We start from the raw sequence: 25,401 nt of genomic DNA, 5'->3' as shown, positions 1-25,401 counted from the left end.
GTATGAAAGTGCTTACAAAATTAAAGGGCGAAAATTTCTGCCCACAAATACTTGACTCAAACTCCCTTCAAAGTGATATTGAATATTGTGAGGATTTAACTTACACTAAATGATAGACCAAAAGACTTACTGGAAACTTACAAAATTTCTTACTTTTAATAGATAGATAAGATATACAAACTTGAGCCGGTGGAACCATCATTTAAAAAAGACAGCGGTTACATAACTTACTGTACAGAGCTATGTTTTACAGACTTTAAAATGAGGGGGAGATAATGATGAATATTGAGGAAAATAAGTTACAAATACCTAATTACTCTCCATCTTTGAAAAGAAAGCGGTTATTCTATGAGCTGGATCAACACAAAAATGTTTCATTGCTGCTGGTTACCGGTGACAGCGGCTATGGAAAAACTATGCTTATTTCCAGCTACATCCGTGAGAAAAATATTCCGGCAGTCTGGTATCAGTTGGGAAGCTCGGACCGCTTTGCCCATATCTTTCTCAGTTATGTGAAAACCGGTATATACAGATACATGGGGATTGACCACTCGCCGCAAATCATAGAAGCAGAGGACGTTGATACTGAACTGGCCGCCGTCGTTTCTATATTGGCGGACAGAAAAGAGCCGCTGCTGCTCGTCTTTGACGACTACCAGCTTGTAGATCCAAGCCCCGAAATAGAGCCGATCATAAATGAACTGACCCACTCATCCCCGGCAGTGACAGTCATCATTATTAGCAGGGGTCTCCCGCGCTTACCAATAGCCAAGTTGAAAGTGGAACGAAAATATAAAGAACTTACAACTTCCGATTTGGCCTTTACCCTTGATGAAACACGCAGCTTTTTCAATGAGATGAATCAATTGAATCTGGAAGATCAGGAGGTGCAGTTCATTTTTGAAAGAACCGAAGGCTGGATAGCAAGCTATCAGCTTATACTTGGTGTGATAGCGAAAATGAACAGAAAGGAGCGATTTTCCCTCTGGTCCACTTTTCCTTATATGCAGGATATTTATGATTATTTATCAGTAGAAGTCTTGCAGGCACAGCCTGAGGAGGTCAAACATTTTTTATATAAAACTAGCATGCTGTCTGAACTTGATCCAGTAGTGATTAACGAATTTCTTGGCATTGATTATTCAGAGAAAATATTAAGCCGCCTTCTGACCCAGCATTTATTTGTATATCGGGACCAACAGGGAATGATCCGCTACCATAGATTGTTCAGGCAGTATTTGTATCAAAACTATAAGGATCATTTAAAAAATGATTATATGAAGGAACATTTGAGGCTGGCCGCCATATATGAAAAGCGTTACCAACTGATCAATGCCTTTGCCCATTACACAATCGGAAAAGATTACTTGAAAGCAGCCGAAATTATGGGATTGATAAGGGATCTATATAATCCGGTGGAATCGATGTTATTTTTGGACGGATGGCTCGAAGAGATATCCGCGGGCGACTCGTTTGCCAATAATACACTCTTTCTGATCCGTTGCGTACCGCTCGCCACTTTAAAAGAATTGACAACACTCTTTGAAGAAAATATATCTCTCTTAAAGAAAAAGAAAAATGAACTATGGCTTTGCAACCTTCAACACCGCCTTGCCACCATCTATTTGATGCGGGGAGATATTGTGAAAGCCAAACAGCTTTTCAGCGACTCATTGAAGGGTTCCGAACAATTTCACGATCATGCCATGAGTGCACTGAATCTAATACTGATGGCTGAAATATACAGATATTTGGGAAAGTATGAAACAGCAATTGAGCACGTACGAAAGGCCGTTTTCATTTCCGACCGTTATAAGATTAAGCATACGCAAATTCATGCCCTTGACACTCTGGCCACCATCTATCTCGATAAAGAGGAAGTGGATAAGGCTGCCCCTTACATTCAATTAGCCCTGAATATCGCCAAGGAGCATGATAAATCAACCTTGATTTTCGTTTATACTACAATGGGCAGATTATACAGTGTAAAAAACGAAGACGCCAAAGCCATTGAATGGGGAGAAAAAGCAGTCAGTCTTGCTGAAAGCTTCAACAATGACTTTGACAATGGATGGTCCAAGCATGAACTCGGGAAAAGCTATTTAAAAAGCGAAAAATTTGAAGAAGCAAAAAAATGTTTTGAACAGGCCTTTCAAGCGTTCGCCCTTTTCACGCATTACCAGTGCATGGTAGCCATATCGATGTATCATTTATATACCGTTATCGGAGATGAAGCCCAAGCAGAAAAAACTTACACAGAAATAAATAACACATGTGATAAATATGACTTTTATTGGCTTTTAGATAGCTTGGAGCCAAAGGGAGCTACGATGGCACCAGGAGAACAAACTAAGCAGCTCTCCATCCAAACGCTCGGAAGCTTTAAGGTATTCTATGAAAACAGGCCTATTACAATCAAGCGCCAATCAAGTCTGCGCCTATTACAATATTTCATTACACATAGAAACAAAAAGATCGAAAAGGACATAATTATTGATACCGTTTTTCCTGATGGTTCGCTGAGTAATATCGAAAACCATTTCAACGTTTCACTGTCCGTCCTTAGGAAAACATTGGAACCCGATTTGAAGTCCGGGGTCCGTTCCCGCTTTATTAAAAGGTTCGGCAACCAATATTTGTTTGATTCGACTGATGTAGATTTGGATGTAGAAGTTTTTACGAATTTGACGAAGGATAACAGCGACCGTGATATAAAGAAATTAGAAAAAGCCGTTATGCTTTTCCAGGGAGACTATTTTGAAGAATATCCGTATGAAACGATGCTTGAGAGTGAGCGTGAGCGAATAAGGCTTTTATTCGTAAATGCAAGCCAAATACTTGCCAAGCATTATTTTCAGCAAAAGAATTACCAACAATGTTTTGAGCATTACGAGAGGATTTTGGACAAGTATCCATATCAGGAAAATATTTATTTTGACTATCTTGAACTGCTTTTAAAGAAAAACCTTGTTACCAAAGCAAATAAAGTAGCAGGTGACATGAAGCAGTTTTTTGATGAGGAGATGGGCATATCCGTAAATGATCAAATAAAGGATGTATTTTCCAAATTCAGCGTGCAAATGCACGGTTAATTTCACAAAAACAGCGCCTGGTTTCCATCTGTGACCCAAGTATTTTTTTGTACGTCCACAAATAAAAGGGCCGCCTCACAACATCTTTGAAGGCGGCCCTCATATAGACTGTCTTTTTTCAGGAAAAACTCATCACCTCCGTCATTCTGCTCAAAAAATGCTTTAGAAAACGAGGGGCATCCACCCCAGTACAGACGCGTATTTTTGGCTCACTGTCTTTGTATCCAACCGTATTCCCCGTTTCTTCCCCTTCCGTAATGACACTGACTTTCATAAACTCCGTCTGGACAAAGCCAGGATCGATCACTACTCCCACTGCAAGCGGGTCATGCAGGGCACAGCCACCGATCCCCGGATAAAAAGATTCATAGGCGCCAATATAATGTTCCGTCATATCCGCAAAAAAGTGCGCAATGTTACTGTCCACATTGCGCCATCTGTCCACTTGGGACAACGGCAATAATGTTTCCATCGTAACGTCAAGGCCGACAAGGGTGACAGATAGCCCGGAAGAAAAAACATAATCGGCAGCTTCGGGATCAGCCACAATATTGGCTTCACCATATGGTGTCACATTACCCGGCACATTCACTGCGCCGCCCATGATGACTACATCTCTGACCAAAGGGATGATTTCCGGAGCTTTATTAATGGCGCGCGCCACATTTGTCAGCGGTCCGACCGCTATGATCGTTATTTCGTTAGGGCGGCTTTTAACCTGTTCAATGATAAAGTCCTCTGCAGAGCTGCTCGCTGCGCGATTAGAAGGGGTCGACTGAAGCACATTGCCGAGACCGTCTTCTCCATGCACTATCCGTGCCCATTCAGGCTTTATTCCACGTTTGAAGGTTTGATCGGCTCCTTCATATACCGGAATTTCTTTTCCAGTCATCTCCAAAACAGCAAGGGTATTGCGGGTCGCTTCCTCAACCGGAACATTTCCAAAGCAGGTCGTAAATCCAAGAAGCTCCAATTCCGGAGAGCTTAAGGCATACGCCATAGCCAAGGCATCATCAATCCCCGTATCTACATCAAAAATGACCGGCTTCACATCCACCACCCCCCATCAGTTATCATTTGGATAAATTATTCAAGGCCTCGATGACCATGTCCCAAAATTTTGTATGATCCAGCTTCACTGCAAAATTGACGTTCGGTTCCCGGCCCGTAACCCCAAGAAGATCTACAGCTGTCATTCCGTACGTAAACTCCCCTTTTGTTTCAACATCCACACGGACCCTTTTCGTTTCAACAACGGTGGGGTCTATGCAATAAGCTACGCTGCAGACATCGTGTACAGGCGGATGTTCAAAGCCAAATACATCGAGATAGGTCTCACGGAAAAATTCCAGCAGTTCGCTTACAAATTTTCCTGCGCGGTTTTCGATTTGGGCAATCCGGGAACAAACCTCCCGAGTAGCCAAAGCCTGGTGAGTCAGATCCAGCCCCATCACCGTAATGGGGACGCCGCTGTCAAAAACAACCTTGGCTGCCTCGGCATCTACAAAAATATTAAATTCGGCAGCTGGGGTCCAATTTCCAAATGTGCCGCCGCCCATCAATACAATTTCCTGGATTTTTGATAAAATCGCCGGTTCCCTTCTCATTGCCATGGCGATATTCGTCAGCGGCCCAACTGGAACCAGCGTAATATCCCCGTCGGATTCCATTAATTTTTGAATGATAAAATCCACTGCATGCCCATGTTCTGCTGTCTTTTTCGGTTCTGGAAGCACGGGCCCGTCCATGCCGGAATCACCGTGGATAGACGGGGCGGTTTCACGCTTTCTGATCATAGGCTGGCCGCTTCCTTTAAACACAGGAACATTGGCGATACCGGCAATTTCACAAACTTGCAAAGCGTTTTTCGTCGTCTTTTCCACTTCCGCATTGCCTGCGACTGTCGTAATCCCCACCAGCTCAACATTCGGGTTTCCGGCAGCAAGTAATATGGCGATCGCATCATCATGCCCCGGGTCACAGTCCAATATAATCTTTCTTTTTGCATTATTTTGCATCACTAAAACCGTCCTTTTTATTTAGGTGCCGCCGCAGAAGCAGGTCCTGTAGAAGCTTCGCTCAGCGAATCGATTTGTCTTCCCTGCTTTCGCACCGCATAAACGACCAGGGCCAAAATGGTTACAACGTAAGGCAGCATCTGAACAAATTGGCTCGGAATCGGACTGTTCGGTATTGTTTGAAGGAGGGTTTCCACCGCTTTCGCAAATCCGAAAATCAATGAACCTATCAATATCCCAAATGGATTACGATTTCCAAGCAGCACAACCGCAAGAGCCAGAAATCCGGTGCCCGCAGTCATATCTTTTACAAACATGCCGGTCATTCCCATTGACATGAACGACCCGGCCATCCCGACAAATACACCGCTCCATGCCAATGCGGAATATTGCAATCTGTGTACCTGTATCCCTAAAGAACTTGCCGCCTGGGGCGATTCTCCGATGGCACGCAAATGAACGCCATAAGGGGTCCTGTACAACATGACAAACACAAAAGCGACACATAGCAGGCCTATCCATACCATTAAACTGTGCCCGCTGAATATTTTGCCGAGGACCGGGATGTCCTGGATGAAAGGGATATTCACAACGGGGATCTTATCCAAACCGGATGGATTGAAGCTTCCGGTTGCATCAAAAAACTTGCTCATCAAGAAAATCGTTACACTGGACCCGAACATATTGACCGCAAATCCTGTTATGATAATGTCCACCTTCATTTTTAAATGAAAAAAACCCATTGCGTATGAAAGCAGGACGCAAACAATGACTCCGGAAACGACCCCAACGGACCAGTAACCTGTCACAGAGCCGACAGCAATGGATGTAAAAGCAGAAACAAGCATCAAGCCTTCCAGCCCGATATTGGTCACTCCTGTCACATCTGATATCAGGCCTCCAAGGGAAGCAAGTAAAATCGGAGTAGTAGAACGAAGCAGGATGACAATGATGCTTAAATCGACAATCTGGCTCCATAAACTAGACCACATCTGCTTTCACCGCCTTGTCGCCGGAAATTTTCCCGTTTTTGTTTTTCATAATCGACCTTTGTTTTAAATAATTGAATACAGCCTGTGCGGAGACAAAAAGTACAAGAAGCACTTGAATAATAACTGCCAGTTCCCTGGATACATCACTTTCCGCCTGCATGACCTGGCCGCCCACCTGCAAATAGGCATAGAATACAGCGGCCAGCAAAACAGCGATTGGGTTATTGCGCGCCAGCAGGGCAATGATGATCCCATCGAAGCCCAGATTGATAGAAAAGCTGTCTTTGTATGTTCCGTGGATTCCCATCAGTTCCACGATACCTCCGAGTCCCGCGAGGGCTCCGCTGATCATGACACTCACAATGATAATCCGGCTCGTCTTTATTCCGCCGTACCGGGCAAACTCTATGTTTTGCCCTACAAGGCGCATCTCATAGCCCAGCCTCGTTTTATAAAGCATCGTATAAACGAAGATGACGGCGGCAATGGCGATGAAAATTCCATAATGGACCGGAAAAGTTCCCGATATTTTTCCCAGCAGAATATCCTTATCGAAAAAGGGCATTCTCGCAAATCCGCCGCTCTCCGGGTCCTTGAAAACATTATTGATCAAATAAGAAGTAGAAATGATAGCCACATAGTTCAGCATCAAAGTTGTAACAACTTCATTTGCATTCCATTTGGCTTTTAGATAGCCGGGGATAAAGCCAAAGACGGCGCCGCCCGCCAAAGCAAAAAGGAAAATGACAAGTATATGGATCATGGCGGGCATACCTTGAATATATGTGGCTGCCAATGCTCCCACAAATCCTCCCACATATAGCTGCCCTTCGGCACCCATGCTGAATATGTTCGTCTGGAACACAACTGCCAAAGCCAGACCCGTAAAAATGAGAGGCGTTGCTTTGTTGACGATCGTACTGATGTTGAACGGGCTTGAAAAAGGACCGAGCACAAAAGATGAAATAGCCGCAGCCGGTTCTTCACTGACAAAGAAAATAATGACGAACCCGCATAGGACAGCAAAGAATACCGCACCTAAAATACCGATTATGTCGAGGAATAAAAATTGCCTTTTATTCATGCGCAGCCACCTCTTCATCCGCTCTTTTAATACCGAGCATGTAATATCCGATTTCCTCTTCCGTCAACTCCTCGGTATTATCCAATAATGCCACCAGTTCCCCGTTATACAACACTCCAATACGGTCGCTTAGACTGGTAATCTCGGACAGTTCCGCCGAAACGAGCAATACCGCAGTGCCTTCATCCCGTTTTTTAATAATTTCTTTGTGTATAAATTCAATCGCCCCGATGTCCACTCCCCTTGTTGGCTGGGCGGCGATGAGCAGCTTCGGATTTTTGGCCATTTCCCTGGCAATAACGACCTTTTGGAGATTTCCCCCGGAAAGCGAGCCGGCCAATGCTTCTTCACTGTCCGTGCGAACGTCGTACATCTTTATATATTTTTTGGCGAATTCCTTCAATTTCTTTTTATTTAAAAAGGGTCCTGTCCGAAATTGGGGGTCATTGTAAATGTCCAGAATCAAATTTTCTTCAATCGTCGTTGTCAGACAAGCACCCGTTGTTTGCCGGTCTTCAGGAATATGCCCTATTCTCATGTTCCGGATCTCCCCGATGCTTTTGCCGAGGATATTTTCATTCAAATAGAGCACCTGCCCGCTGCTGGCTTTGGCAAGTCCGGTGATCACTTCAACCAATTCCCTTTGGCCGTTTCCTTCTACACCCGCGATGCCCAGAATTTCACCGCCCCTGATTTTCATGGACACATTATCGAGCAGCTTTAACCCTTTTTCGTCTGTAACTGAAACATCCCGAAGCTCCAAGATCGTATCTTCCGGCTCTTTCTCCTGCTTTTCAACCCTGAATAATACATCCCTCCCTACCATCAGCCGTGATATTTCTTCCTGATTTGTCTCTTTTGTAACGAGTGTTTCGATCGTATTGCCAGCTTTCAATACAGTAATGCGATCTGAAATTTCCATTACTTCCCTCAGTTTATGAGTGATGAAAATGATCGTGTAGTTTTGGCCGGCAAGCGATTTGATTGATTCAAACAACTCGTCTGTTTCTTGCGGCGTCAGCACAGCGGTCGGCTCATCCAAAATGATGAGCTTCGCTCCCCGGTATAAAACCTTCAGGATTTCCACCCGTTGCTTCTGTCCAACGGATATGGATTCCACTGATTCATCAGGGTTGAGCTTAAAGCCGAAACGGCGAATCAACTCTTGGATTTCTTCCTTCTCTTTTGTCCTGTCACGGAACAAATGAAGAAACCCTTTTCTCGGTTCATCACCCAAAACGATATTTTCTGAAACGGTGAGCGACGGAGCAAGCATAAAGTGCTGATGAACCATTCCAAGACCTTGGCTGATAGCATCTCGCGGCCCATTGAAACGGACCTTTTTACCTTTGAAAATAACTTCGCCTTCTGTGGGAGTTTCCAGCCCGAAAAGAATTTTCATAAGTGTTGATTTTCCTGCTCCATTTTCACCTACAAGAGCGTGGATCTCCCCTTCTTGAACTTCCAGATTCACCCCTCGATTCGCAACAGTTCCATTGGGGTACACTTTATGAATGTTTTTCATTTCCAACAATGCAGCCATGTATGAACCCCCTATTTTAGAAAAGCCGGGACGGTTTTCCCTTGTCCCGGCCCATTCATGCAATGTATTATTTCAGGGTCGATTTTACTTCTATTTCGCCGTCGGCGAGCTTCTTCTGGATATCTTCCATCTGGTCGCGGATCGACTGAGGGACATGCTCATTATAAAGGTCATCCTGTGCAAGCCCGACACCTTCTTCTTTAACACCAAGTTCCTCGTGTGTTCCAAAAGGCAATTCTCCCGCCTGGAACATTTCCAGAGCGCGGAACGTCGAAATGTCCAGGTTTTTCATCATGGACGTCAGGACGCTTCCTGGATGAATATCGTTTTGGTTGCTGTCCACACCGATGGAATAGACGCCTTTTTCATTTGCTGCTTCCAATACACCGAGACCGGCTGCTGCCGCAACCTGATAGACAATATCGGCTTTTTGCGAATTGATTTGTGAAAGGGTCAGCTCCTTCGCTTTGGGAGCGTCTGCAAAGTTACCGATAATAGAAGAAACGACTTTAATATCCTTATCTACATAATGCGCACCTTGTTCATAGCCTGATTTAAAATCATTAATGATGGGGATGTCCATTCCGCCAACAAATCCGATCACCTTTTCAGGATTCGCGCCTTCAAGTTCATCACTCGTTGTCACCAGCCCCGCGAATGCACCGGCAAGAAATGATCCTTCACTCTGGGAGTATGTCATGGAATAAACGCTTGGCTGGTCTACAACATCATCAAAGAATATGAATTTTTGATCCGGATATTTTTGCGCCAATTCGTCCACCATTTCTACTGTTTGGCTTGTCCCGACCAAAATGACATCATACTTGCCGCTTGAGACCATCGATTCAATTCCGGCGTGCCAGTCACCTTGATTCGTTCCGCCTTCAATAGTTTTAACCTTATAGCCCAGTTCTTTTTCCGCCTGATCCACTCCGCGTTTTACTGAGTCAAAGAATGACTTGTCACCGAGTGTAGCGTTTACATAATAACCCACGGAAAGTTCGCCGCCTGAATCTCCGCTGCCGCCTTCTTTGCCGCTGTCTTTTTCACCGGATGATTTATTTCCGCCGCACGCAGCCAGAATGAGCACGATACTGATAAAAATGGCAAAAAGCAATTTGGAATTAGATGTTTTCCTCATATCCGACGCCCCTTTTCATTTTGATTTTTTCAAGAAACTGCAAAGTCTCATCCAAATCAGGCATGGATGCTTGGGCTCCTGCCCGGGTTACAGTTCCATTTGGTCCTCCTGCTCATGATTCTCTTTTGATGAACCTGTGTTCCAGAATCAAGTTTTTTGCTTTGGGCCTCACCCCTTTCTTATTCGGAAGATTATAAATATTTTTAATCATTTACTTAAAATGAATAATACCACATTCATATTTTTTTACACAACCTTTATGAAAAAAAAGCAAATGAAAATAACCCCTGCAAATAAATTTGCAAGGGTAGCAAAAGCCCGCACCATTGGAACAGGCTTGCACTCTTATAAAACCTTTCCCAAGAAAGCTTTCGTCCGTTCATGCTGCGGGTCGGAAAAAAGCTTTGCAGGTTCATTTTCTTCGACGATATAACCATTGTCCATAAAAATGACGCGATCCCCGACTTCCCTGGCAAAACCCATTTCATGTGTGACAACAACCATTGTCATCCCGTCTTTGGCGAGCTGCTTCATGACTTCGAGGACTTCACCGACCATTTCAGGGTCAAGCGCTGATGTCGGTTCGTCAAAAAGCATGACCTTCGGCTCCATTGCCAGCGCCCTGGCAATGGCTACACGCTGCTTCTGGCCACCGGACAAAGAATCAGGGTAGACATCCGCTTTATCGGCCAAACCGACTTTATGAAGGAGGTCCATCGCTATTTTATTTGCTTCCTGTTTTGAAATTCCTTTGACATTGATCGGGGCCATCGTAATGTTCTCCAAAACGGTTTTATGTGGAAACAAGTTGAAATGCTGGAACACCATGCCGACATCTTTGCGGATTTCGTTGATGTCGGTTTTTTTATTAGTAAGATCTTTCCCTGTCACATATACATGGCCGCCCGTTACAGACTCAAGGAGATTCAGGCAGCGGATGAAGGTAGACTTTCCTGATCCTGAAGGGCCGATGACAACGACGACTTCCTGCGGTTTCACTTCCAGTGATATATCTTTGAGCACTTCATTGTCTCCGAAGGACTTTTTCAAATTTTTCACAGAGATCATTCAGTCTTCATCCTCCTTTCAATGAAGTTCATCAAGTAGGTCAATGATAAGGTAAGGATCAAATAAATGATTGCCACTGTAATGTAAGGTTCCCATACACGGATATATTGCCCTTGCGCGGCACGCCCCCAATACATGAGCTCAGGTGCCGCAATGATCGCTGCCAGCGAAGTTTCCTTCAATAATGAGATGAATTCATTTCCGAGCGGCGGGATCATTCGTTTAAAGGCCTGCGGTAAAATAACAAGCTTCATTGCCTGCCTATGGGTCATCCCCAGAGAACGAGCTGCTTCCACTTGCCCTTTATCAATCGATTGAATGCCGGCCCTGAAAATTTCCGCCATATAGGCCGCAGAATTGAGAGCCAGAGCAATAATGGCAGAAACAATCGGGTTGGCAGGGCTCATAAACAAAGGCACAACGCCGAAATGAATAAGAAGGATTTGCACTAAAAATGGAGTTCCCCTAAAGAAGTTGATATACCAAATAAATGGCAGACGGACCCATAGCCTGTCGGCCATTTTTCCAAGCCCGATCAAAAGTCCAATAATCAGCCCAAGTGCTACCCCGGCAACTGTCAGTCCCAGCGTCAACAACGTTCCTTTTATAAATAAAGGCAAATAATCTAATATAATATCATACCGAATGTTCATTGGGTGTCACCTTTCCTTGTTTGCCTGTCCAATGTCAATAGCTAAAAAAACCGGCTATCCGCAGGTGAACACCATTATTGGACAGCCGTATTGATATTCTAAAAATAAGAAAGTGTAAAGTACATTAAGCCTTCTCTCCATAACGAGTGTGTCCAGCTCCAGCGCCTATCCCCGCAAGGATCAAGCCGCTTCCCTGTGGTGGCTGAAAAGCTGCCTCCTCGGGAAGCGTCTTGCTTGCCCGCGCTGAGCAAGGCGCTTGCGCTTTTCTTATTTCTCAGCCGCTTTCTTTAAAGCCTCGACATCCGGCTCTTTATCAAACCATTTTTTATAGATCTCAGCATATTTTCCGTTATCTATTACAGTGTTAAGTGCTGAGTTAAACTCATCTACTAGTCCGCTTCCTTTCGGAAAAACAATTCCGTAATATTCTGACTCGAATTCTTCATCATCCGTGACAGTTTGAATTCCTGCATCAGGGTTGTTTTTTTGATACTCCAATGCAACTGCAATGTCCGTTACGGCAGCTTGGACGTTGTCGCCTTGCAATGCCTGGAACATGAGAGCGGCAGTTTCGTATTTGGAAATGTCAGGAGAATTTTTTCCTGCCACTTTTTCAGCAGCGAATTGGCCGGTAGTACCGTTTTGAACTCCTAATTTTTTCCCTTTCAAGTCTTTCGCCGTTTTTATATCCACTTTACCTTCTTTGAAAGCGATCATTGTTTTTGATTCAAAATATGGGTCTGAGAAATCGTAAGATTCAACTCTCTCATCCGTAATGGTGACGCCTGCCATACCGATATCCAGCTGCTTGCTTTGAAGGCCTGCAAACATGGCATCCCAGCCAGTGTTATCAATTTTCACTTCATATCCGGCTTCTTCAGCTACCGCGTTCAACAAATCTACGTCGAACCCTGTCACTTCGCCCTTTTCCATAAATTCGAAAGGCGCAAATGTTGCTTCTGTACCAACATTCAATACTTTCTTTTCCTCAGTTTTTGCTCCGCCTTTATCTGCTGAATCTTTTTCAGCCCCGCCGCCTCCGCATGCTGATAAAACAAGAGCAGATCCTGCAATAATGGAGAATAATGTTTTCTTCATAGATGTTTTCAACTGTATGCCCCTCTTTCATTTGTGCAATTCGTATAATTGATTGAGATTTCGGTATTTCTTACTATTTAAGAATAGCTTGTAACGAACTTATAATCAATGATTTTTATGCATTTTTATACAAAAACTTTATTTTCATATAATTCCTTATTATCAAAAATAAAAATATGTTTTTTCTGTGAATGCAGCTGTCTTCTCTTTTCCTATTATTTACGGTTCGAAAGAGATATACTCTTCCAAAGATGTTAAAATAAAGAAAAGGAGGCGATTTTTTATGGATTTGTCTTACAAAAATATTCTAGTTGCTGTTGATGGATCAAAACAAGCGGAGTGGGCATTTAAAAAAGCCGTACAGGTTGCCAAAAGAAACAATGATGCAAAGCTGACTCTCATCCATGTTGTCGACACAAGATCATATGGTGCTGTTGAGGCGTACGATGTCACCATGGCTGAAAGGGCAAGAACATACGCTGAGGAGCTTCTGGCAGGATACAAGAAAGAAGCTGAAGCGGAAGGCCTGACGAATGTTGAGACGTTGATTGAACATGGCTCGCCGAAAGTCGTCATCTCCAAGCAGGCAGCCAAAGATTTGAATGCTGACTTGATCGTCTGTGGAGCTACAGGACTGAATGCTGTAGAGCGCCTGCTCATCGGAAGCGTATCCGAAAACATTACTCGTTCTGCCAAATGTGATGTCCTCGTTGTCAGAACGGAAGTTGAAGAGTAATCGCCATAGCGCCAGTCCCTGTTAGAGTTGGACAGGCCAACCCTATGAAAAGAGCGTTATCCCGTAAGGGAAACGCTCTTTTTTTATATAAGCTTTTTCGCTTGTTCCAATTGAATTTTGACCTGGTCAAATCCTGTTCCGCCGTATGAGTTTCTCCTTCTAACCGCTTCTGTCGGTGACAGCACGCCATAAACATCATCGGAGATTTCACCGCAGGCTTCCTTGAATTCTTCCAGAGTCAGATCCAACAAATAGCAGTTCTTGTTGATACAATACAACACAAGCTTCCCGACGATTTCATGCGCTTCACGGAACGGGATTCCTTTTGCCGCCAGATAGTCTGCCAGCTCGGTAGCATTAGAAAAGTCCTGATTGACCGCTTCTTCCATGACATCTGCCTTAACCGTCATCGTTTCAATCATTCCCGCAAAAATTTTCAATGAACCGACCATCGTATGGACTGTATCAAACATGCCCTCTTTGTCTTCTTGCATATCTTTGTTATAGGTCATAGGCAAACCTTTTAAAATCGTCAGCATGCTTAGGAGATTTCCAAAGACTCTTCCGCTTTTTCCACGAATCAGTTCTGCCATATCAGGGTTTTTCTTCTGCGGCATGATGCTGCTTCCGGTCGCATACGTATCGTCGAGTTCGATGAAGCTGAATTCTTTGCTTGACCATAGGATGATCTCTTCAGCCAGTCTCGTCAAATGAGTAATGGCCAAAGCTGAGTTGCTCAAAAATTCCACGATGAAATCTCGGTCGCTCACAGCATCCATGCTGTTTTCATATACACTGGAAAAACCGAGCAGCTCCGCTGAATATTGGCGGTCGATCGGGAAAGTTGTCCCTGCAAGAGCACTTGCACCCAGCGGAGAAATATCGATTCTTTTCAGGCTTTCCTCAAAGCGCTGTTTATCGCGTTCAAGCATCCAGAAATAAGCCAGAAGGTGATGGCCGAATGAAATAGGCTGCGCCCTTTGCAAATGTGTGTAGCCAGGCAGAATGGTTTCCACATGTTTCTCTGCCTGCCCAACAAGGGCAGCTTGCATTTCCTTGATATGAGCAATGATCACTTGCACCTGTTTTTTCAAATATAAATGCATGTCGGTGGCCACCTGGTCATTACGGCTTCTTCCTGTATGAAGCTTGCCGCCTGCCGGGCCGATTTCATCAATCAGCATCTTTTCCAGATTCAAGTGGATATCCTCTTCAGAAACGGAATACTCCAGTTCCCCTGCTTGCGCTTTTTCCTTCAGCTTCAAAAGGCCGGCTTGAATCAGCTCGCTTTCATCCTGTGTTAAAATGCCTGTCTTGCCGAGCATTTTCACATGAGCAAGCGAACCTTCGATATCTTCCAAGACTAACTGCTGGTCAAAGGAGATGGAGGCCCCAAACTCCTCGATCCATTGCTCTGGCGTCTTGGAAAAGCGGCCTCCCCATAATTTTTTCATTGTTTGACTGGATCCTTTTTATTCACAGAGCTGTGGACTTCAGTCGGCAATCCCCAGAGCTTAATGAAACCGACAGATGCAGATTGATCGAACTCGTCTTCTGATGTATATGTCGCAAGTTTTTCGTCATACAGTGAGTTCGGTGATTTTCTTCCTTCTACAATCGCATGGCCTTTAAACAGTTTCACACGGACAGTGCCGTTGACATACTGCTGTGTTTCTTGAAGGAATGCTTCAAGAGCTGGTGTCAGCGGCGAGAACCATAAGCCATCATAAATCATTTCCGTTAATTTTTTGCTGATGACAGGCTTGAAATGACCGATATCTTTTACAAGCGTCAAGTCTTCCAGCTCTTTATGCGCAGTCAGCAAAGTGATTGCTCCAGGGCATTCGTACACTTCACGGGATTTAATGCCGACAAGTCTGTTTTCGACATGGTCGATTCTTCCGACGCCGTGTTTTCCGGCAACGGAATTCAAGTGAAGTATCAGGTCGCTTAAAGTATATTTCTTGCCGTCGATCGCAACTGGAACACCTTTTTCGAATTCGATTTCGACCACATCAGGCTGATCCGGTGTATCTTCAAGGGCTGCTGTAAGATCATAGGCATCTTCCGGAGGAGCTGTCCAAGGATCTTCCAAGATTCCGCATTCGTTGCTTCTTCCCCATAGGTTTTGATCAATGGAGTATGGGCTGTCCAAATCGATTGGAATCGGAACACCTTTCTCTTTCGCATATTCAATTTCTTCTTCGCGTGACCAGCTCCAGTCACGGACAGGTGCCAAAACTTCCAAGTCAGGATTCAATGCTTTGATGGAAACCTCAAAACGCACTTGGTCGTTTCCTTTACCTGTACAGCCGTGGGCTACTGCATCCGCGTTTTCCTTTTCGGCCACTTCGACCAATTTTTTGGCAATCAATGGTCTGGACAAAGCGGAAACAAGCGGATATTTATTTTCATACATCGCATGTGCCTGCAACGCCGGAAGCACAAAGTCCTGGGCGAACTCTTCCTTCGCATCAATCATGTAGCTCTTTGTTGCTCCCATGTCCAAAGCTTTTTCTTTCACGAATTTCAAATCTTTGCCTTCCCCGACATCAAGACAGCATGCAATGACTTCATACCCTTTATCAATAAACCATTTAACTGCAACCGACGTATCCAACCCGCCGGAATAAGCAAGAACAACTTTCTTTTTCACAAAAAACCCTCCGTTTTGGAATGTATTATTATACATAAAAATTAATTTTTAATCATTTGATATATGGATAATAACATACAATTCCATGAGGTTCAATAGATATTCAGTAAAATGTATAAAAGGGGTCAGGCCCCCGTCACGTTAAAGTGGTAATGCATTAACGCAGCGGGGGCCTGACCCCTATTTTTTTAGTTCCCTGATCACATGTCCCAGTTCTTTTAGGATCAATTTTTCCATGGCTGTACGGACAGCGCCGCTTGATCCCGGTGTGACAAAGACAGCTTTGTTCCTGTATGTTCCCGCGGCCGCCCGTGACATAATGGCTGCCGACCCGATGTCCTCCAGGTAGCTGACCATCCGGAACAACTCTCCAAATCCGACAATCTCCTTTTCAAAGAAAGGGGAAATCGTTTCTATGGTAATATCCCGTTTGGCGATCCCTGTCCCGCCGTTGATCAAGACAGCCTGTACATCCGGACTGTCTGCCGCTTCACGGAACGCGGCAGTGATAGAATCTTTGTCATCCTTGACCATGGCATAATATCCGACTTCATGTCCGTTTTCCTGAAGCAGGCTCATCATAAGCTTACCGCTTTTATCTGTCTCTTCCGTCCTCGTGTCGCTCACAGTAATGACCGCACACGTAACCGATGACGGCGCTTCTTTTTTATGTTCACGCACACTCATTAAATTTCACCGCTTTTGATCAGCAAATGTTTATATTGGTAGTATTTTAATGTAAAATCTGTTATTTTTCTCGTAGTTTTATAATTGACGCCTGCACCAATAGCCATGGATGCAAGAGGAAGCCCCGAAACCTTCTTCCTTGACAGCTTTAAAATAAGGCTGGCCTTCAACAGATGCTTCAGGGGCTCGTCAATCCATGAGGAGTCCGTTATCCGCTCATGTTCATGATAATAGAATTGCTCGTCGCCCTTTTGCAGGTCATTGATCAAATCTTCCCAGCCGAACATTTTAAGCCGGTCAGGCATTGTGGCCGTATGGAAAACCTTAAGTGTCTCCAGCAATCCGGCCGGCGACTGGACATTATAGCCGAAAGACATGGCCATCAATTGGACAGCCCGCAGATTAATGACAGCCATTGCGACTAAATCGCTTCCAACCAGTAGCGTTTTACCTGAACCCGTCATGCCTCCCTGCGCGAATGAATAAAGCCTGTGCCTCGCCGCCTGCTGTTCGGCAAGGAATGTCAGTTGATCGATCGATAAGTAGTCCCTCAAATCCTCCAAAGTATTAATGTCACCATTCATGGAACGGGCTGTCCGCAAAATCCGCTCCTTTGCATCAGTTTGCAATTGCGATTCCCTGAGCAGCGAATTCAAATGGAACAGCCATCCGTCGAGCTTCTCAAAAAATTGGATTTGCAATGAATCAGGCAATAATGAAAAAGCTTGTTCCATCCACTTATCGTAGGCGTTCTCAATGTCTGTCGTTTCATATTCAAATAAAGTTTGGCGCCATTCCTGCAAATCTTCCAACATCTGTTCATCTCTTTTTGTCCAATCCATTGCCATCACCCTTCCGCATATTTATTTACTTAGTATAGAGAAGCAGACGGTAAAACACAAAGCAGTCACATCAGGCGAATATGAACCGCATGACATCGCGTGCAATCATGATTTCTTCATTCGTAGGGATCACAAGCACTTTTACAGGTGAATAGGAGTAATTAAGAAAAGCCTCTTTCCCTGTCACTTTATTCAAATCGGGATCCCAATACACTCCCATGAATTGAAGTCCTTTCAAAACTTTTGCCCGGATAAAGCTGCTGTTTTCCCCGATGCCGGCTGTGAAAATGATGGCATCCACTCCGGACATCCGCGCTGCATATGAACCGAGATACTTGTGAATCCGGTCGGCAAATATATCCAAAGCCAGCTCTGCCCGGTGGTTTCCCCGGGAGGCCTCAAGTTCAATATCCCGCAGATCGCTGGAGAAACCGGATACGCCGAGCATTCCGGATTTCTTATTCAAAATGTCCAGTACTTCATCGGCTGTCTTATCTGTTTTTTCCATTAAATAAGGTATGAGCGCCGGATCGATATTTCCCGATCTTGTCCCCATCGTTACGCCCGCAAGGGGCGTAAATCCCATGGACGTATCAATTGACTTTCCTCCCTTGATTGCGGCGATACTGGCGCCGTTTCCCAAATGGCAGGAAATAAGCCGCAGCTGCTCGATCGGGCGTCCAAGAATTTCCGCCGCCCTCTGTGTGACATATTTGTGTGATGTTCCATGGAAACCGTATTTGCGGATGCCGAATTTTTTATAGTAATCATACGGCAGGCTATACAGAAATGAACTTTCAGGCATTGTCTGATGGAATGCCGTATCAAAGACGGCCACCTGGGGAACATCGGGAAGCACCTTTTGAAATTCTTTAATCCCGGCAATATTGGCTGGATTATGAAGCGGCGCCAGCTCGACGAGGTCTTCAATCTCTTCCAAGGCCGTATCCGTAATCAACACCGAGTCATTGAACTTTTCTCCCCCATGGACAACCCTGTGGCCGATCCCGTCTAAATCTCCAAGAGACTGAATGGCGCCATTTGTTACCAGCCGGTCCAAAAGCAGCTTGATCGCCGTTTCGTGATTGGGAATTTCAAGCTTTTCTTTGAACCTTTTTTCATTTACCGACATGGACAATAAAGAACCCGGCAAGCCGATCCGCTCGATCAATCCCTTTGCAACGACTTTTTCATCAGGCATTTGAAAAAGCCGGAATTTAATGGACGAGCTCCCGGCATTGACCGCAATCACTTTTGCCAAACCAATCATCCCTTTTTATTTTCATCAAACCAATTCTCCATTTTTATAAGAATCCGATCCATCGCCTCTTTGTTGGACAGCTTCGGAATAGAAGCCAACAGAACTTCTCCCGGCGGTTTTACCCCCGGCTTTTTCTTCTGAAGGACCAAAATGCTTTTGGCAGCCCGGCCGCTTGCAAACATGGAAAGCGGAAGCTGTAATACTGCCTGAATATAGACCGTCTCTTTCAAGTATTCATGCAGTTTTGGAGCTTCTTCCGATTCAAACAGGCCATTTGGTATTAGGAAAAATAAATAACCGCCGGGTTTGGCATGTTTGATACTTTGTTCAATAAACAGGTGATGCGCGTATGAATGTCCTTCCTCTCTTCTCAGCGAGAAATTTGCCGCGTTGGCATCATCCGGATAGTATCCGACCGGCAAGTCGCAGACAACTACATCAACCGGATCGATAAAAAGAGGTTTCAGGGCGTCCTGGTTGAAAAATTCCACTGACTGCATCTGCAAATTCGCTCCGATATAGCCAAGCTTTAAAAGCAGATCGTCGACATCTACACCGTAAGCTTCCATCCTCACGTCCTGTTCTTTCCTATTTAAAATGGCAAATAACAGATTGCCTGTTCCGACGGCAGGATCAAGAATCGAAATATCTTTTTGGCCATCCGTGAATTTTCCGATTAAATAGCTTATAAAATAACCAAGTGTGTCAGGCGTCATTTGATGATTGGCCTGAACGTTGTCTTTCATTCCTTTTAAAATGGCAAATTGATATGCCCTTCGAATGTCATCGCTTTTGTATGCAGGCAATTGAATTTCCGAATATTTCTTTTCCAGCCTCTTTTTCGTAATTTCACTTACCTCAGGCTGCACAATTTGCTGCTGAAAAATATTCTCTCCCGTCTCTGCGAGAGCTTCCAAATAGGTACACTGCAATTCTTCCTGCAAAATTTCCGCTGTATCATTGAACAGTGAAAATAATTTTTCTACCGGCAATTTCTTCAATGAATTTCCACCCCGCAACAAACTTCTTCCTAATATTTTATCGATGTCCCCCATCATAAACAAGAAAAAAACCCCGGTGATACCGGGGGGAGAATTCTTTATCGGGCTTTTTTCGCTGCTTCAATGGCCGCCTCGTAGTTCGGATGGTTCGTTCCTTCACTTACATATTCCGCATAAGTGACCTGGCCATTGCTGTCGATGACAAATACACTTCGTGCAAGGAGCCTGAATTCCTTCATGATGACACCATATGCTTCACCGAAAGAAAGATCCCTGTGATCGGAAAAAATCTTTGCCTGGGTTAACCCGTTTTCTTCCGCCCAACGCTTTTGAGCGAACGGGAGGTCTACAGATATAGTCAATATTGTTGCATTTTCAAGGGCAGCCTCTTCATTGAACCGCTTTGTTTGCGCAGCACAGACACCGGTATCAACTGACGGAACTACGCTGATTACCCGCACACCGGTGAAATCACTTAGTTTGACTTCTGAAAGCTCTTGGTCCAAGACGGTAAAATCCGGAGCTTTATCCCCCGGTTTTACGGCATTCCCTGCCAACGTGACCGGATTTCCTATAAACGTAACTTCTGGCATACATCATTCCTCCTTGTCCATTTTCTCTTTTATCATCCAGGAATGCCCTTGAAATAGCAAGGAAAAAGCTGCCAGCGGCGAAGTCAAATATCATAGTCGAGCTGTTGCTTCTCTTCCGATTTCCGCTTATTTGATTGTCCAGACTGAGTGTTCTTCAGCATCATCTGGATTTTATCAAAGGCAACCGGCGCCATATCCACCATTTTTTCAAACAAGTGAGTGTTTTGTTCCAGACGCAGCATGTTCACTCCTTGGGAGTTGACGACCAAAAAAGCAATAGGCGTTATAGAAACTCCGCCTCCGCTTCCCCCTCCAAAAGGAAGTCCCGCCGATTCATCATCTGAAGAATCCATTGAGTAGGAGTCTCCTCCTGCTGAAAATTCACTGCCGCCCGTCGCAAAACCGAAGCCGACCTTGGATACTGTCAGGATCACTCCGCCGTCCGGAGTTTCAACCGGATCTCCAACGATCGTATTCACGTCGATCATTTCTTTCAAATTTTCCATCGCTGTCGTCATTAAACCCTTGATTGGATGTTCCATTATTTTCGATCCTCCTGTTATTCAGCTTCTTCCATTTCTTATATAGTCCAAGTATCGTCAATATAGCTTTTCCCGTCCGAATCGATACCATACAGGAAAGTTGGGATTCAAATCCAACAGCCTGGAAGAAAGGGGAAAAAGAAAGCTCGGGAGTTTTTTTCATCGGGATATACCGCTTCAGACATGCCTCAATGACCCCCTTTACGGACCAAGCAGCGCCTGCCAGCCTCCCCGTCACGGCTGCATCCCCGGTTCCCGCTCCGGTTCTCCATATAAAATAATGGATTGTCCATTTTTTAAGGGCTTCTAAAATGGGATCCTTTAAATGCTTAATCAAATCTTCATTCGTTTTACCTTCAAGCTTTCTTTGCCATTTATCAACGGCTTCCGCTGATTTTTCTTCATCATTAACCAGATTGTCAATCTGCTTTTTAATGTCCAGGGATCTTTTGATCCGGACAAGGCCATAGGCTGCTGACAAATGTATGGCCAGCGTACATTCGGATAAATTTTGCATCCTGAAAAAAACTTTCACTTTAATTCTGGATATGAATACGGCTGCCATGATCAATATTAAAATAGCCGAAGCAATTGCAAAAACGTTCCAAATCATTTCACGCCTCCGGTTACCAGTTTCACCGAAGCGATAAAAAAATAAACCCGCTTAAGAATAAGCGGGTTCAGCCGTCTGTGTGCGTTCATGAATAACGGCAGTGTCGGCAAACATATCATGCAATGCCTGTTTCTTTGGAGTAAATGCAGCGATGACATATAAAATCCAGATGGTGGCGGAAATATAGCGTCCGATCCACTCTCTGAAAATCACTGTACTCCAGCTCAGCCTTTCATCATTCAACGGAATGACCTTTAAGCCGAAGACCATTTTTCCAAGTGTCTGTCCGAAAAACTTTGTCATCAGGACAAAGTACAGGTAAAAAACCAGCGCACTGGCAATGTTGACATGCGTGAAAATTCCGCTGGCGGAAAGCTGAAGATCCAATGCCCGGAACAGCGGCTTTACAATAATTCCGCCCACTGCTGCTATGACAGCCAGGTCAAGCAGATAAGCCCAGAATCTCATCCAAAAACCGCCGTATTGGAAAGCAGGCTGCGGAACCGTTCTGCGGATTTCGGTCGTTTGCATTTCATCCATTAGTTGACACCTCCATCATTGGGCATATAAATACATTGCCCTAGGTGAATTCGGCTGTGATAACATGTTCACCAGCTCGCCCATTTCAGAGCCTCCGGAGAATTTTTGCGCGGTCATGGAAAAGAGCGATCCCAGACCGGGAGTTGAGGAATATTTGAACACTTCGGCATCCTTCAACTTGTAATCTTTTTTCATTGCCTCAATGACATCTTCCGTATAGCCGAAGTCATCAATCAAATTCAGTTCCTTTGCCTGGCGCCCGTCATAAACCCGTCCGTCAGCAATTTTGCGGACCTGATCTTCCTTCATATCGCGGCCTTCAGCAATAATCCTGACAAATTCGTTATAGGAATTTGTCAGCATGCTTTCCAGTATTTTCACTTCGTCCGCCGTCATCTTCCGGTGTCCGCTCATGATATCTTTATACTTTCCGCTTTTGATTGTCATAAAATCAATTCCGATTTTATCTGTTAAATCACTGTAGTTCACACCTTGCATAATGACGCCCAGTGATCCTGTCAGGGTTTCGGTGCTCGCAAAAATTTTATCTGCAGGGGCGGATATGTAATAACCGCCGGAAGCTGCCATCGACCCCATAGATACATATACCGGTTTTTTCGTTTCTTTTTGTATTTCTACGAGTTTATGGCGGATTTCAGCCGATTCATTCGTACCGCCTCCCGGTGAATTGACACGCAAAACAATTCCTTTGATGCTACTGTCCTCTTTCACTTGATTCAGCTGTTTCATGAAATCCCTGTGGGAATAACCGGGTGATGAAAGATAAGACCGTGCATCCCCCGTATCTTGAATCACTCCGTCCACCTCAAGGACAGCAATTCGTTTTAGCGTATTTCCTGAATCGATCACTTCTTCACTAAAAGCCTGGCCGGGCATCATATTTTCTTTGAACATTTTTGAGAAATCCCCAAAAATGAACGCACTCGCCATATTGACGATAATTGAAAAGAAAAATACACCTGCAGCTATGCCAAGTGCTGCCCATCTCTTTCCATTCACTAAAAACTCCTCCCTTCCTTTTTTCATACGGATGACATTTCAAAGAGTTTCATATTCATGTTAAACTTAAAAAACATAGTCAACATTGTAACAAAAAATAGAAGGCTAAGAAAGCATGACCGTTTTTATTGCGAGGAGCGTGACAAAATGAGCGACTTCAGAAAAAATATTTACTTTTTCTATAAACACATCTTTTATCAAAATGACAAAAAATTGGCAGAGAAAGTGACGTCTTTGCATGAAGCCGCCAAAAGTTACGGTTTTACAATTGTTGAGCAGCCGGAGAATGCAAATATCATTGCGAGCATCGGAGGGGATGGAACGTTCCTTCAGGCAGTCCGCAGGACAGGGTTTCGTCAGGATGTTGTCTATTTGGGGATTGACGATGATCAATTCCGCGGATTATATTGCGATTTTCAAATCGACAATTTGCCGGAAATGATCGAGGCCATGAAAATGGAGCAAGTGGAAGTAAGAAAATACCCGGTCATTCAAGTCGACATTGACCATGATGCTTCCTTTTATTGCCTGAACGAATTTACGATCCGCTCCGCCATCATCAAAACATTGGTCCTTGACGTATTCATTGACGGCCTCCATTTTGAAACATTTCGGGGAGACGGCATGGTCATTGCCACGCCGACAGGCAGTACAGCTTATAACAAATCGGTCCGGGGTGCGGTGGTCGATCCGCTGCTTCCGTGCCTCCAGGTAAATGAAATGGCCTCTTTGAACAGCAACCGCTACCGGACTCTCGGATCCCCGTTTTTATTAAGCAAAGAACGGACACTTACACTGAAAGTTGCCCAGGAAGGAAATGTTTTCCCCACAATGGGAATGGACAATGAAGCGATGAGCATCCAGCATGTAAAAGAAGTGAATATTCGACTGAGCGATAAAGTCATCAAAACCGTCAAGCTAAAAAATAATTCCTTTTGGGAAAAAGTGAAAAGAACGTTTTTATAAAGAAAAGCGCAAGCGCCCGTTTAGCGACGTACAAACTGGAGCACTCCGCAATGAGATAAAGGAAACACGGCGACGAAGGAGCCGATGTTGACTTATCGTAGTGGAGGAGTGCGAAGTTTGCTAGTCGCTGGGCGCTGGAGTTGGACAGAGAAAGGCTTCTTTCGAAAAAATTTTTCATATCAAGTTATACATTCTTTACTTTTGAAATAGAAAACCGGGTCAAACGCCCGGTTTTCTTATGCAATCTTATTCCGCTGTTTGGAATGCATGCCGGACCATTTGACGGTGGAAAGCGAAACGATCAACAAGGCAGCCCAAATAAAGGCGAAGGCAATGAGCCTGGCGGTCCCAAACGGCTCGTGGTATAAAAATACGCCGAGAAACAGCATGATGGTCGGTGCGATATATTGCAGGAAACCCATTAAATAGAGCGGGACCTTCCGGACCCCTTTGGCAAATAATAACAATGGCAAGGCGGTTGCAGCTCCGGAAGCAATCATGAAAATATCGGTTTTCAAGTCTCCCGAAAAAGAAACATGGGTGCCCTTTATCGTCATCAAAATAATATATATGAGGGCGATTGGCGTGACAACCATTGTCTCCAAAGTTAATCCGATGGAAGAATCAAACGGGAGCACTTTTTTGATCAGCCCGTACAAGCCGAATGTCAAAGCAAGTGCAAATGAAATCCACGGAAATTGCCCATAGGAAACCGTAAGAAAAAGCACACCGGCCAAAGCAAGAAAAAAGGCGACGATATGGGTGCGCACCAGTTTTTCTTTCAAAACAAACACACCCAGGACGATGCTGATAAGAGGATTAATATAATAGCCAAGACTTGTCTCAACTATTTTTCCTGCATGGACTGACCAGATAAAAATAAGCCAATTGATACTGATCAGGATGGAGACTGCAATAAGGGCAAATCTAGCTCTTGGGCTTTTTCCCATTTGCCTGAAGCTTTCCTTGAAGGAGGATGTCTTTTTGCCGATTATTATAAGGGCCAGCATAAACCAGAATGACCAGAATATCCGGTGTGCCAATACTTCACCAGGCGATACATGATCCAAGGCTTTCCAATAAATCGGCAGGAACCCCCACAGCAAATAAGCGGCAGCGCCATTCATGATCCCTTCATATCTATTTTTCATGCGACTGTCCTCCTGCTATTTAGATTCCCGAAATAATTCCATTATATAAAAAATGAATGAAAGTTACTACACATAATGAGCGAAAATCGTAATGAGATATAAAA

Annotated in this window: 24 protein-coding genes; 3 read left to right on the top strand and 21 right to left on the bottom strand. The window is 44.4% G+C overall.

Going from position 1 to position 25,401, the window contains the following annotated elements; translation table 11 throughout:
* Positions 1-278: 278 nt before the first annotated feature.
* Positions 279-3,092, top strand: a complete 2,814-nt coding sequence (locus FS666_RS12115) for an AfsR/SARP family transcriptional regulator (RefSeq protein ID WP_186310923.1) — start codon at positions 279-281, stop codon at positions 3,090-3,092.
* 118 nt (positions 3,093-3,210) lie between these two features.
* Here FS666_RS12115 and FS666_RS12110 read toward each other — a convergent pair whose 3' ends face one another.
* The 9 genes from FS666_RS12110 to FS666_RS12070 form a co-directional block, all read right to left on the bottom strand.
* Positions 3,211-4,143 (bottom strand): nucleoside hydrolase, encoded by a 933-nt coding sequence (locus tag FS666_RS12110; protein WP_120074151.1) that lies wholly within the window; start codon positions 4,141-4,143, stop codon positions 3,211-3,213.
* A 22-nt stretch (positions 4,144-4,165) separates the two neighbouring features.
* Entirely contained in the window at positions 4,166-5,110 is a 945-nt protein-coding gene (locus FS666_RS12105; RefSeq protein ID WP_120074153.1) for a nucleoside hydrolase, read from the bottom strand.
* 17 nt (positions 5,111-5,127) lie between these two features.
* Positions 5,128-6,102 carry an ABC transporter permease gene (locus FS666_RS12100; protein ID WP_120074155.1) on the bottom strand — a complete coding sequence of 325 codons (975 nt, stop codon included), beginning with the start codon at positions 6,100-6,102 and terminating at the stop codon, positions 5,128-5,130.
* Positions 6,092-7,186 carry an ABC transporter permease gene (locus tag FS666_RS12095; protein ID WP_120074157.1) on the bottom strand — a complete coding sequence of 365 codons (1,095 nt, stop codon included), beginning with the start codon at positions 7,184-7,186 and terminating at the stop codon, positions 6,092-6,094. Before FS666_RS12095 ends, FS666_RS12100 begins: the two co-directional genes overlap by 11 nt.
* Positions 7,179-8,729 (bottom strand): ABC transporter ATP-binding protein, encoded by a 1,551-nt coding sequence (locus tag FS666_RS12090; protein ID WP_120074159.1) that lies wholly within the window; start codon positions 8,727-8,729, stop codon positions 7,179-7,181. Before FS666_RS12090 ends, FS666_RS12095 begins: the two co-directional genes overlap by 8 nt.
* Before the next feature lie 67 nt (positions 8,730-8,796).
* Positions 8,797-9,870, bottom strand: coding sequence for a BMP family ABC transporter substrate-binding protein (locus FS666_RS12085; RefSeq protein WP_120074161.1), 1,074 nt, complete (start codon positions 9,868-9,870; stop codon positions 8,797-8,799).
* Between the two features lie 345 nt (positions 9,871-10,215).
* The gene (locus FS666_RS12080) at positions 10,216-10,938 is read right to left on the bottom strand and encodes an amino acid ABC transporter ATP-binding protein (protein ID WP_120074164.1); all 723 of its coding nucleotides are present in this window, start codon (positions 10,936-10,938) and stop codon (positions 10,216-10,218) included.
* A complete protein-coding gene (locus tag FS666_RS12075; protein WP_144462283.1) occupies positions 10,935-11,591 on the bottom strand; it encodes an amino acid ABC transporter permease in 657 nt (218 codons plus the stop codon). The genes FS666_RS12080 and FS666_RS12075 overlap by 4 nt, the downstream gene beginning before the upstream one ends.
* Before the next feature lie 267 nt (positions 11,592-11,858).
* Positions 11,859-12,701: a basic amino acid ABC transporter substrate-binding protein gene (locus FS666_RS12070; protein ID WP_120074168.1), complete on the bottom strand. Its 843-nt coding sequence runs from the start codon at positions 12,699-12,701 to the stop codon at positions 11,859-11,861.
* Positions 12,702-12,972: 271 nt separating this feature from the next.
* Here FS666_RS12070 and FS666_RS12065 point away from each other — a divergent pair, with 271 nt between their 5' ends.
* Positions 12,973-13,425, top strand: a complete 453-nt coding sequence (locus tag FS666_RS12065; protein WP_120074170.1) for a universal stress protein — start codon at positions 12,973-12,975, stop codon at positions 13,423-13,425.
* Between the two features lie 83 nt (positions 13,426-13,508).
* On the opposite strand, the gene argH is transcribed toward FS666_RS12065, so the two are convergent.
* The 11 genes from argH to sppA all read right to left on the bottom strand — a co-directional run bounded on the left by argH (position 13,509) and on the right by sppA (position 23,180).
* Positions 13,509-14,879, bottom strand: coding sequence for an argininosuccinate lyase (gene argH, locus FS666_RS12060; RefSeq protein WP_120074172.1), 1,371 nt, complete (start codon positions 14,877-14,879; stop codon positions 13,509-13,511).
* Entirely contained in the window at positions 14,876-16,117 is a 1,242-nt protein-coding gene (locus FS666_RS12055; protein ID WP_120074175.1) for an argininosuccinate synthase, read from the bottom strand. The genes argH and FS666_RS12055 overlap by 4 nt, the downstream gene beginning before the upstream one ends.
* A gap of 144 nt (positions 16,118-16,261) precedes the next feature.
* Complete coding sequence (locus tag FS666_RS12050) at positions 16,262-16,768, bottom strand: MogA/MoaB family molybdenum cofactor biosynthesis protein (RefSeq protein WP_120074177.1); 507 nt, start codon at positions 16,766-16,768, stop codon at positions 16,262-16,264.
* On the bottom strand, positions 16,768-17,610 hold the full coding sequence (locus FS666_RS12045) for an EcsC family protein (RefSeq protein ID WP_120074179.1): 843 nt from the start codon (positions 17,608-17,610) through the stop codon (positions 16,768-16,770). Before FS666_RS12045 ends, FS666_RS12050 begins: the two co-directional genes overlap by 1 nt.
* A gap of 70 nt (positions 17,611-17,680) precedes the next feature.
* Positions 17,681-18,871, bottom strand: a complete 1,191-nt coding sequence (locus FS666_RS12040) for an acetate kinase (RefSeq protein WP_120074220.1) — start codon at positions 18,869-18,871, stop codon at positions 17,681-17,683.
* Positions 18,872-18,876: 5 nt separating this feature from the next.
* Entirely contained in the window at positions 18,877-19,872 is a 996-nt protein-coding gene (locus tag FS666_RS12035; protein ID WP_120074222.1) for a class I SAM-dependent methyltransferase, read from the bottom strand.
* 98 nt (positions 19,873-19,970) lie between these two features.
* Positions 19,971-20,465: a thiol peroxidase gene (gene tpx / locus FS666_RS12030; protein ID WP_120074182.1), complete on the bottom strand. Its 495-nt coding sequence runs from the start codon at positions 20,463-20,465 to the stop codon at positions 19,971-19,973.
* A gap of 83 nt (positions 20,466-20,548) precedes the next feature.
* Positions 20,549-21,010: a GerW family sporulation protein gene (ytfJ, locus tag FS666_RS12025; protein ID WP_120074184.1), complete on the bottom strand. Its 462-nt coding sequence runs from the start codon at positions 21,008-21,010 to the stop codon at positions 20,549-20,551.
* Entirely contained in the window at positions 20,916-21,620 is a 705-nt protein-coding gene (locus FS666_RS12020; protein ID WP_120074186.1) for a DUF2953 domain-containing protein, read from the bottom strand. The genes ytfJ and FS666_RS12020 overlap by 95 nt, the downstream gene beginning before the upstream one ends.
* Positions 21,621-21,671: 51 nt before the next feature.
* Positions 21,672-22,160 (bottom strand): RDD family protein, encoded by a 489-nt coding sequence (locus FS666_RS12015; protein ID WP_120074188.1) that lies wholly within the window; start codon positions 22,158-22,160, stop codon positions 21,672-21,674.
* 15 nt (positions 22,161-22,175) lie between these two features.
* Positions 22,176-23,180, bottom strand: a complete 1,005-nt coding sequence (sppA, locus tag FS666_RS12010; protein ID WP_120074190.1) for a signal peptide peptidase SppA — start codon at positions 23,178-23,180, stop codon at positions 22,176-22,178.
* Positions 23,181-23,327: 147 nt separating this feature from the next.
* Between sppA and FS666_RS12005 the strand changes: the two genes are divergently transcribed.
* A complete protein-coding gene (locus FS666_RS12005) occupies positions 23,328-24,146 on the top strand; it encodes an NAD kinase (RefSeq protein ID WP_120074224.1) in 819 nt (272 codons plus the stop codon).
* A 236-nt stretch (positions 24,147-24,382) separates the two neighbouring features.
* Here FS666_RS12005 and rarD read toward each other — a convergent pair whose 3' ends face one another.
* Positions 24,383-25,297, bottom strand: coding sequence for an EamA family transporter RarD (gene rarD / locus FS666_RS12000; protein ID WP_120074193.1), 915 nt, complete (start codon positions 25,295-25,297; stop codon positions 24,383-24,385).
* Positions 25,298-25,401 lie beyond the last annotated feature (104 nt).

It is taken from the genome of Siminovitchia fortis (genome assembly GCF_007681465.1).
In the GTDB taxonomy this organism is placed as follows: Bacteria; Bacillota; Bacilli; order Bacillales; family Bacillaceae_C; genus Siminovitchia; species Siminovitchia fortis.
Note: the sequence above shows the minus strand (reverse complement) of the source record. Positions and strands in the feature narration are given on the sequence as shown.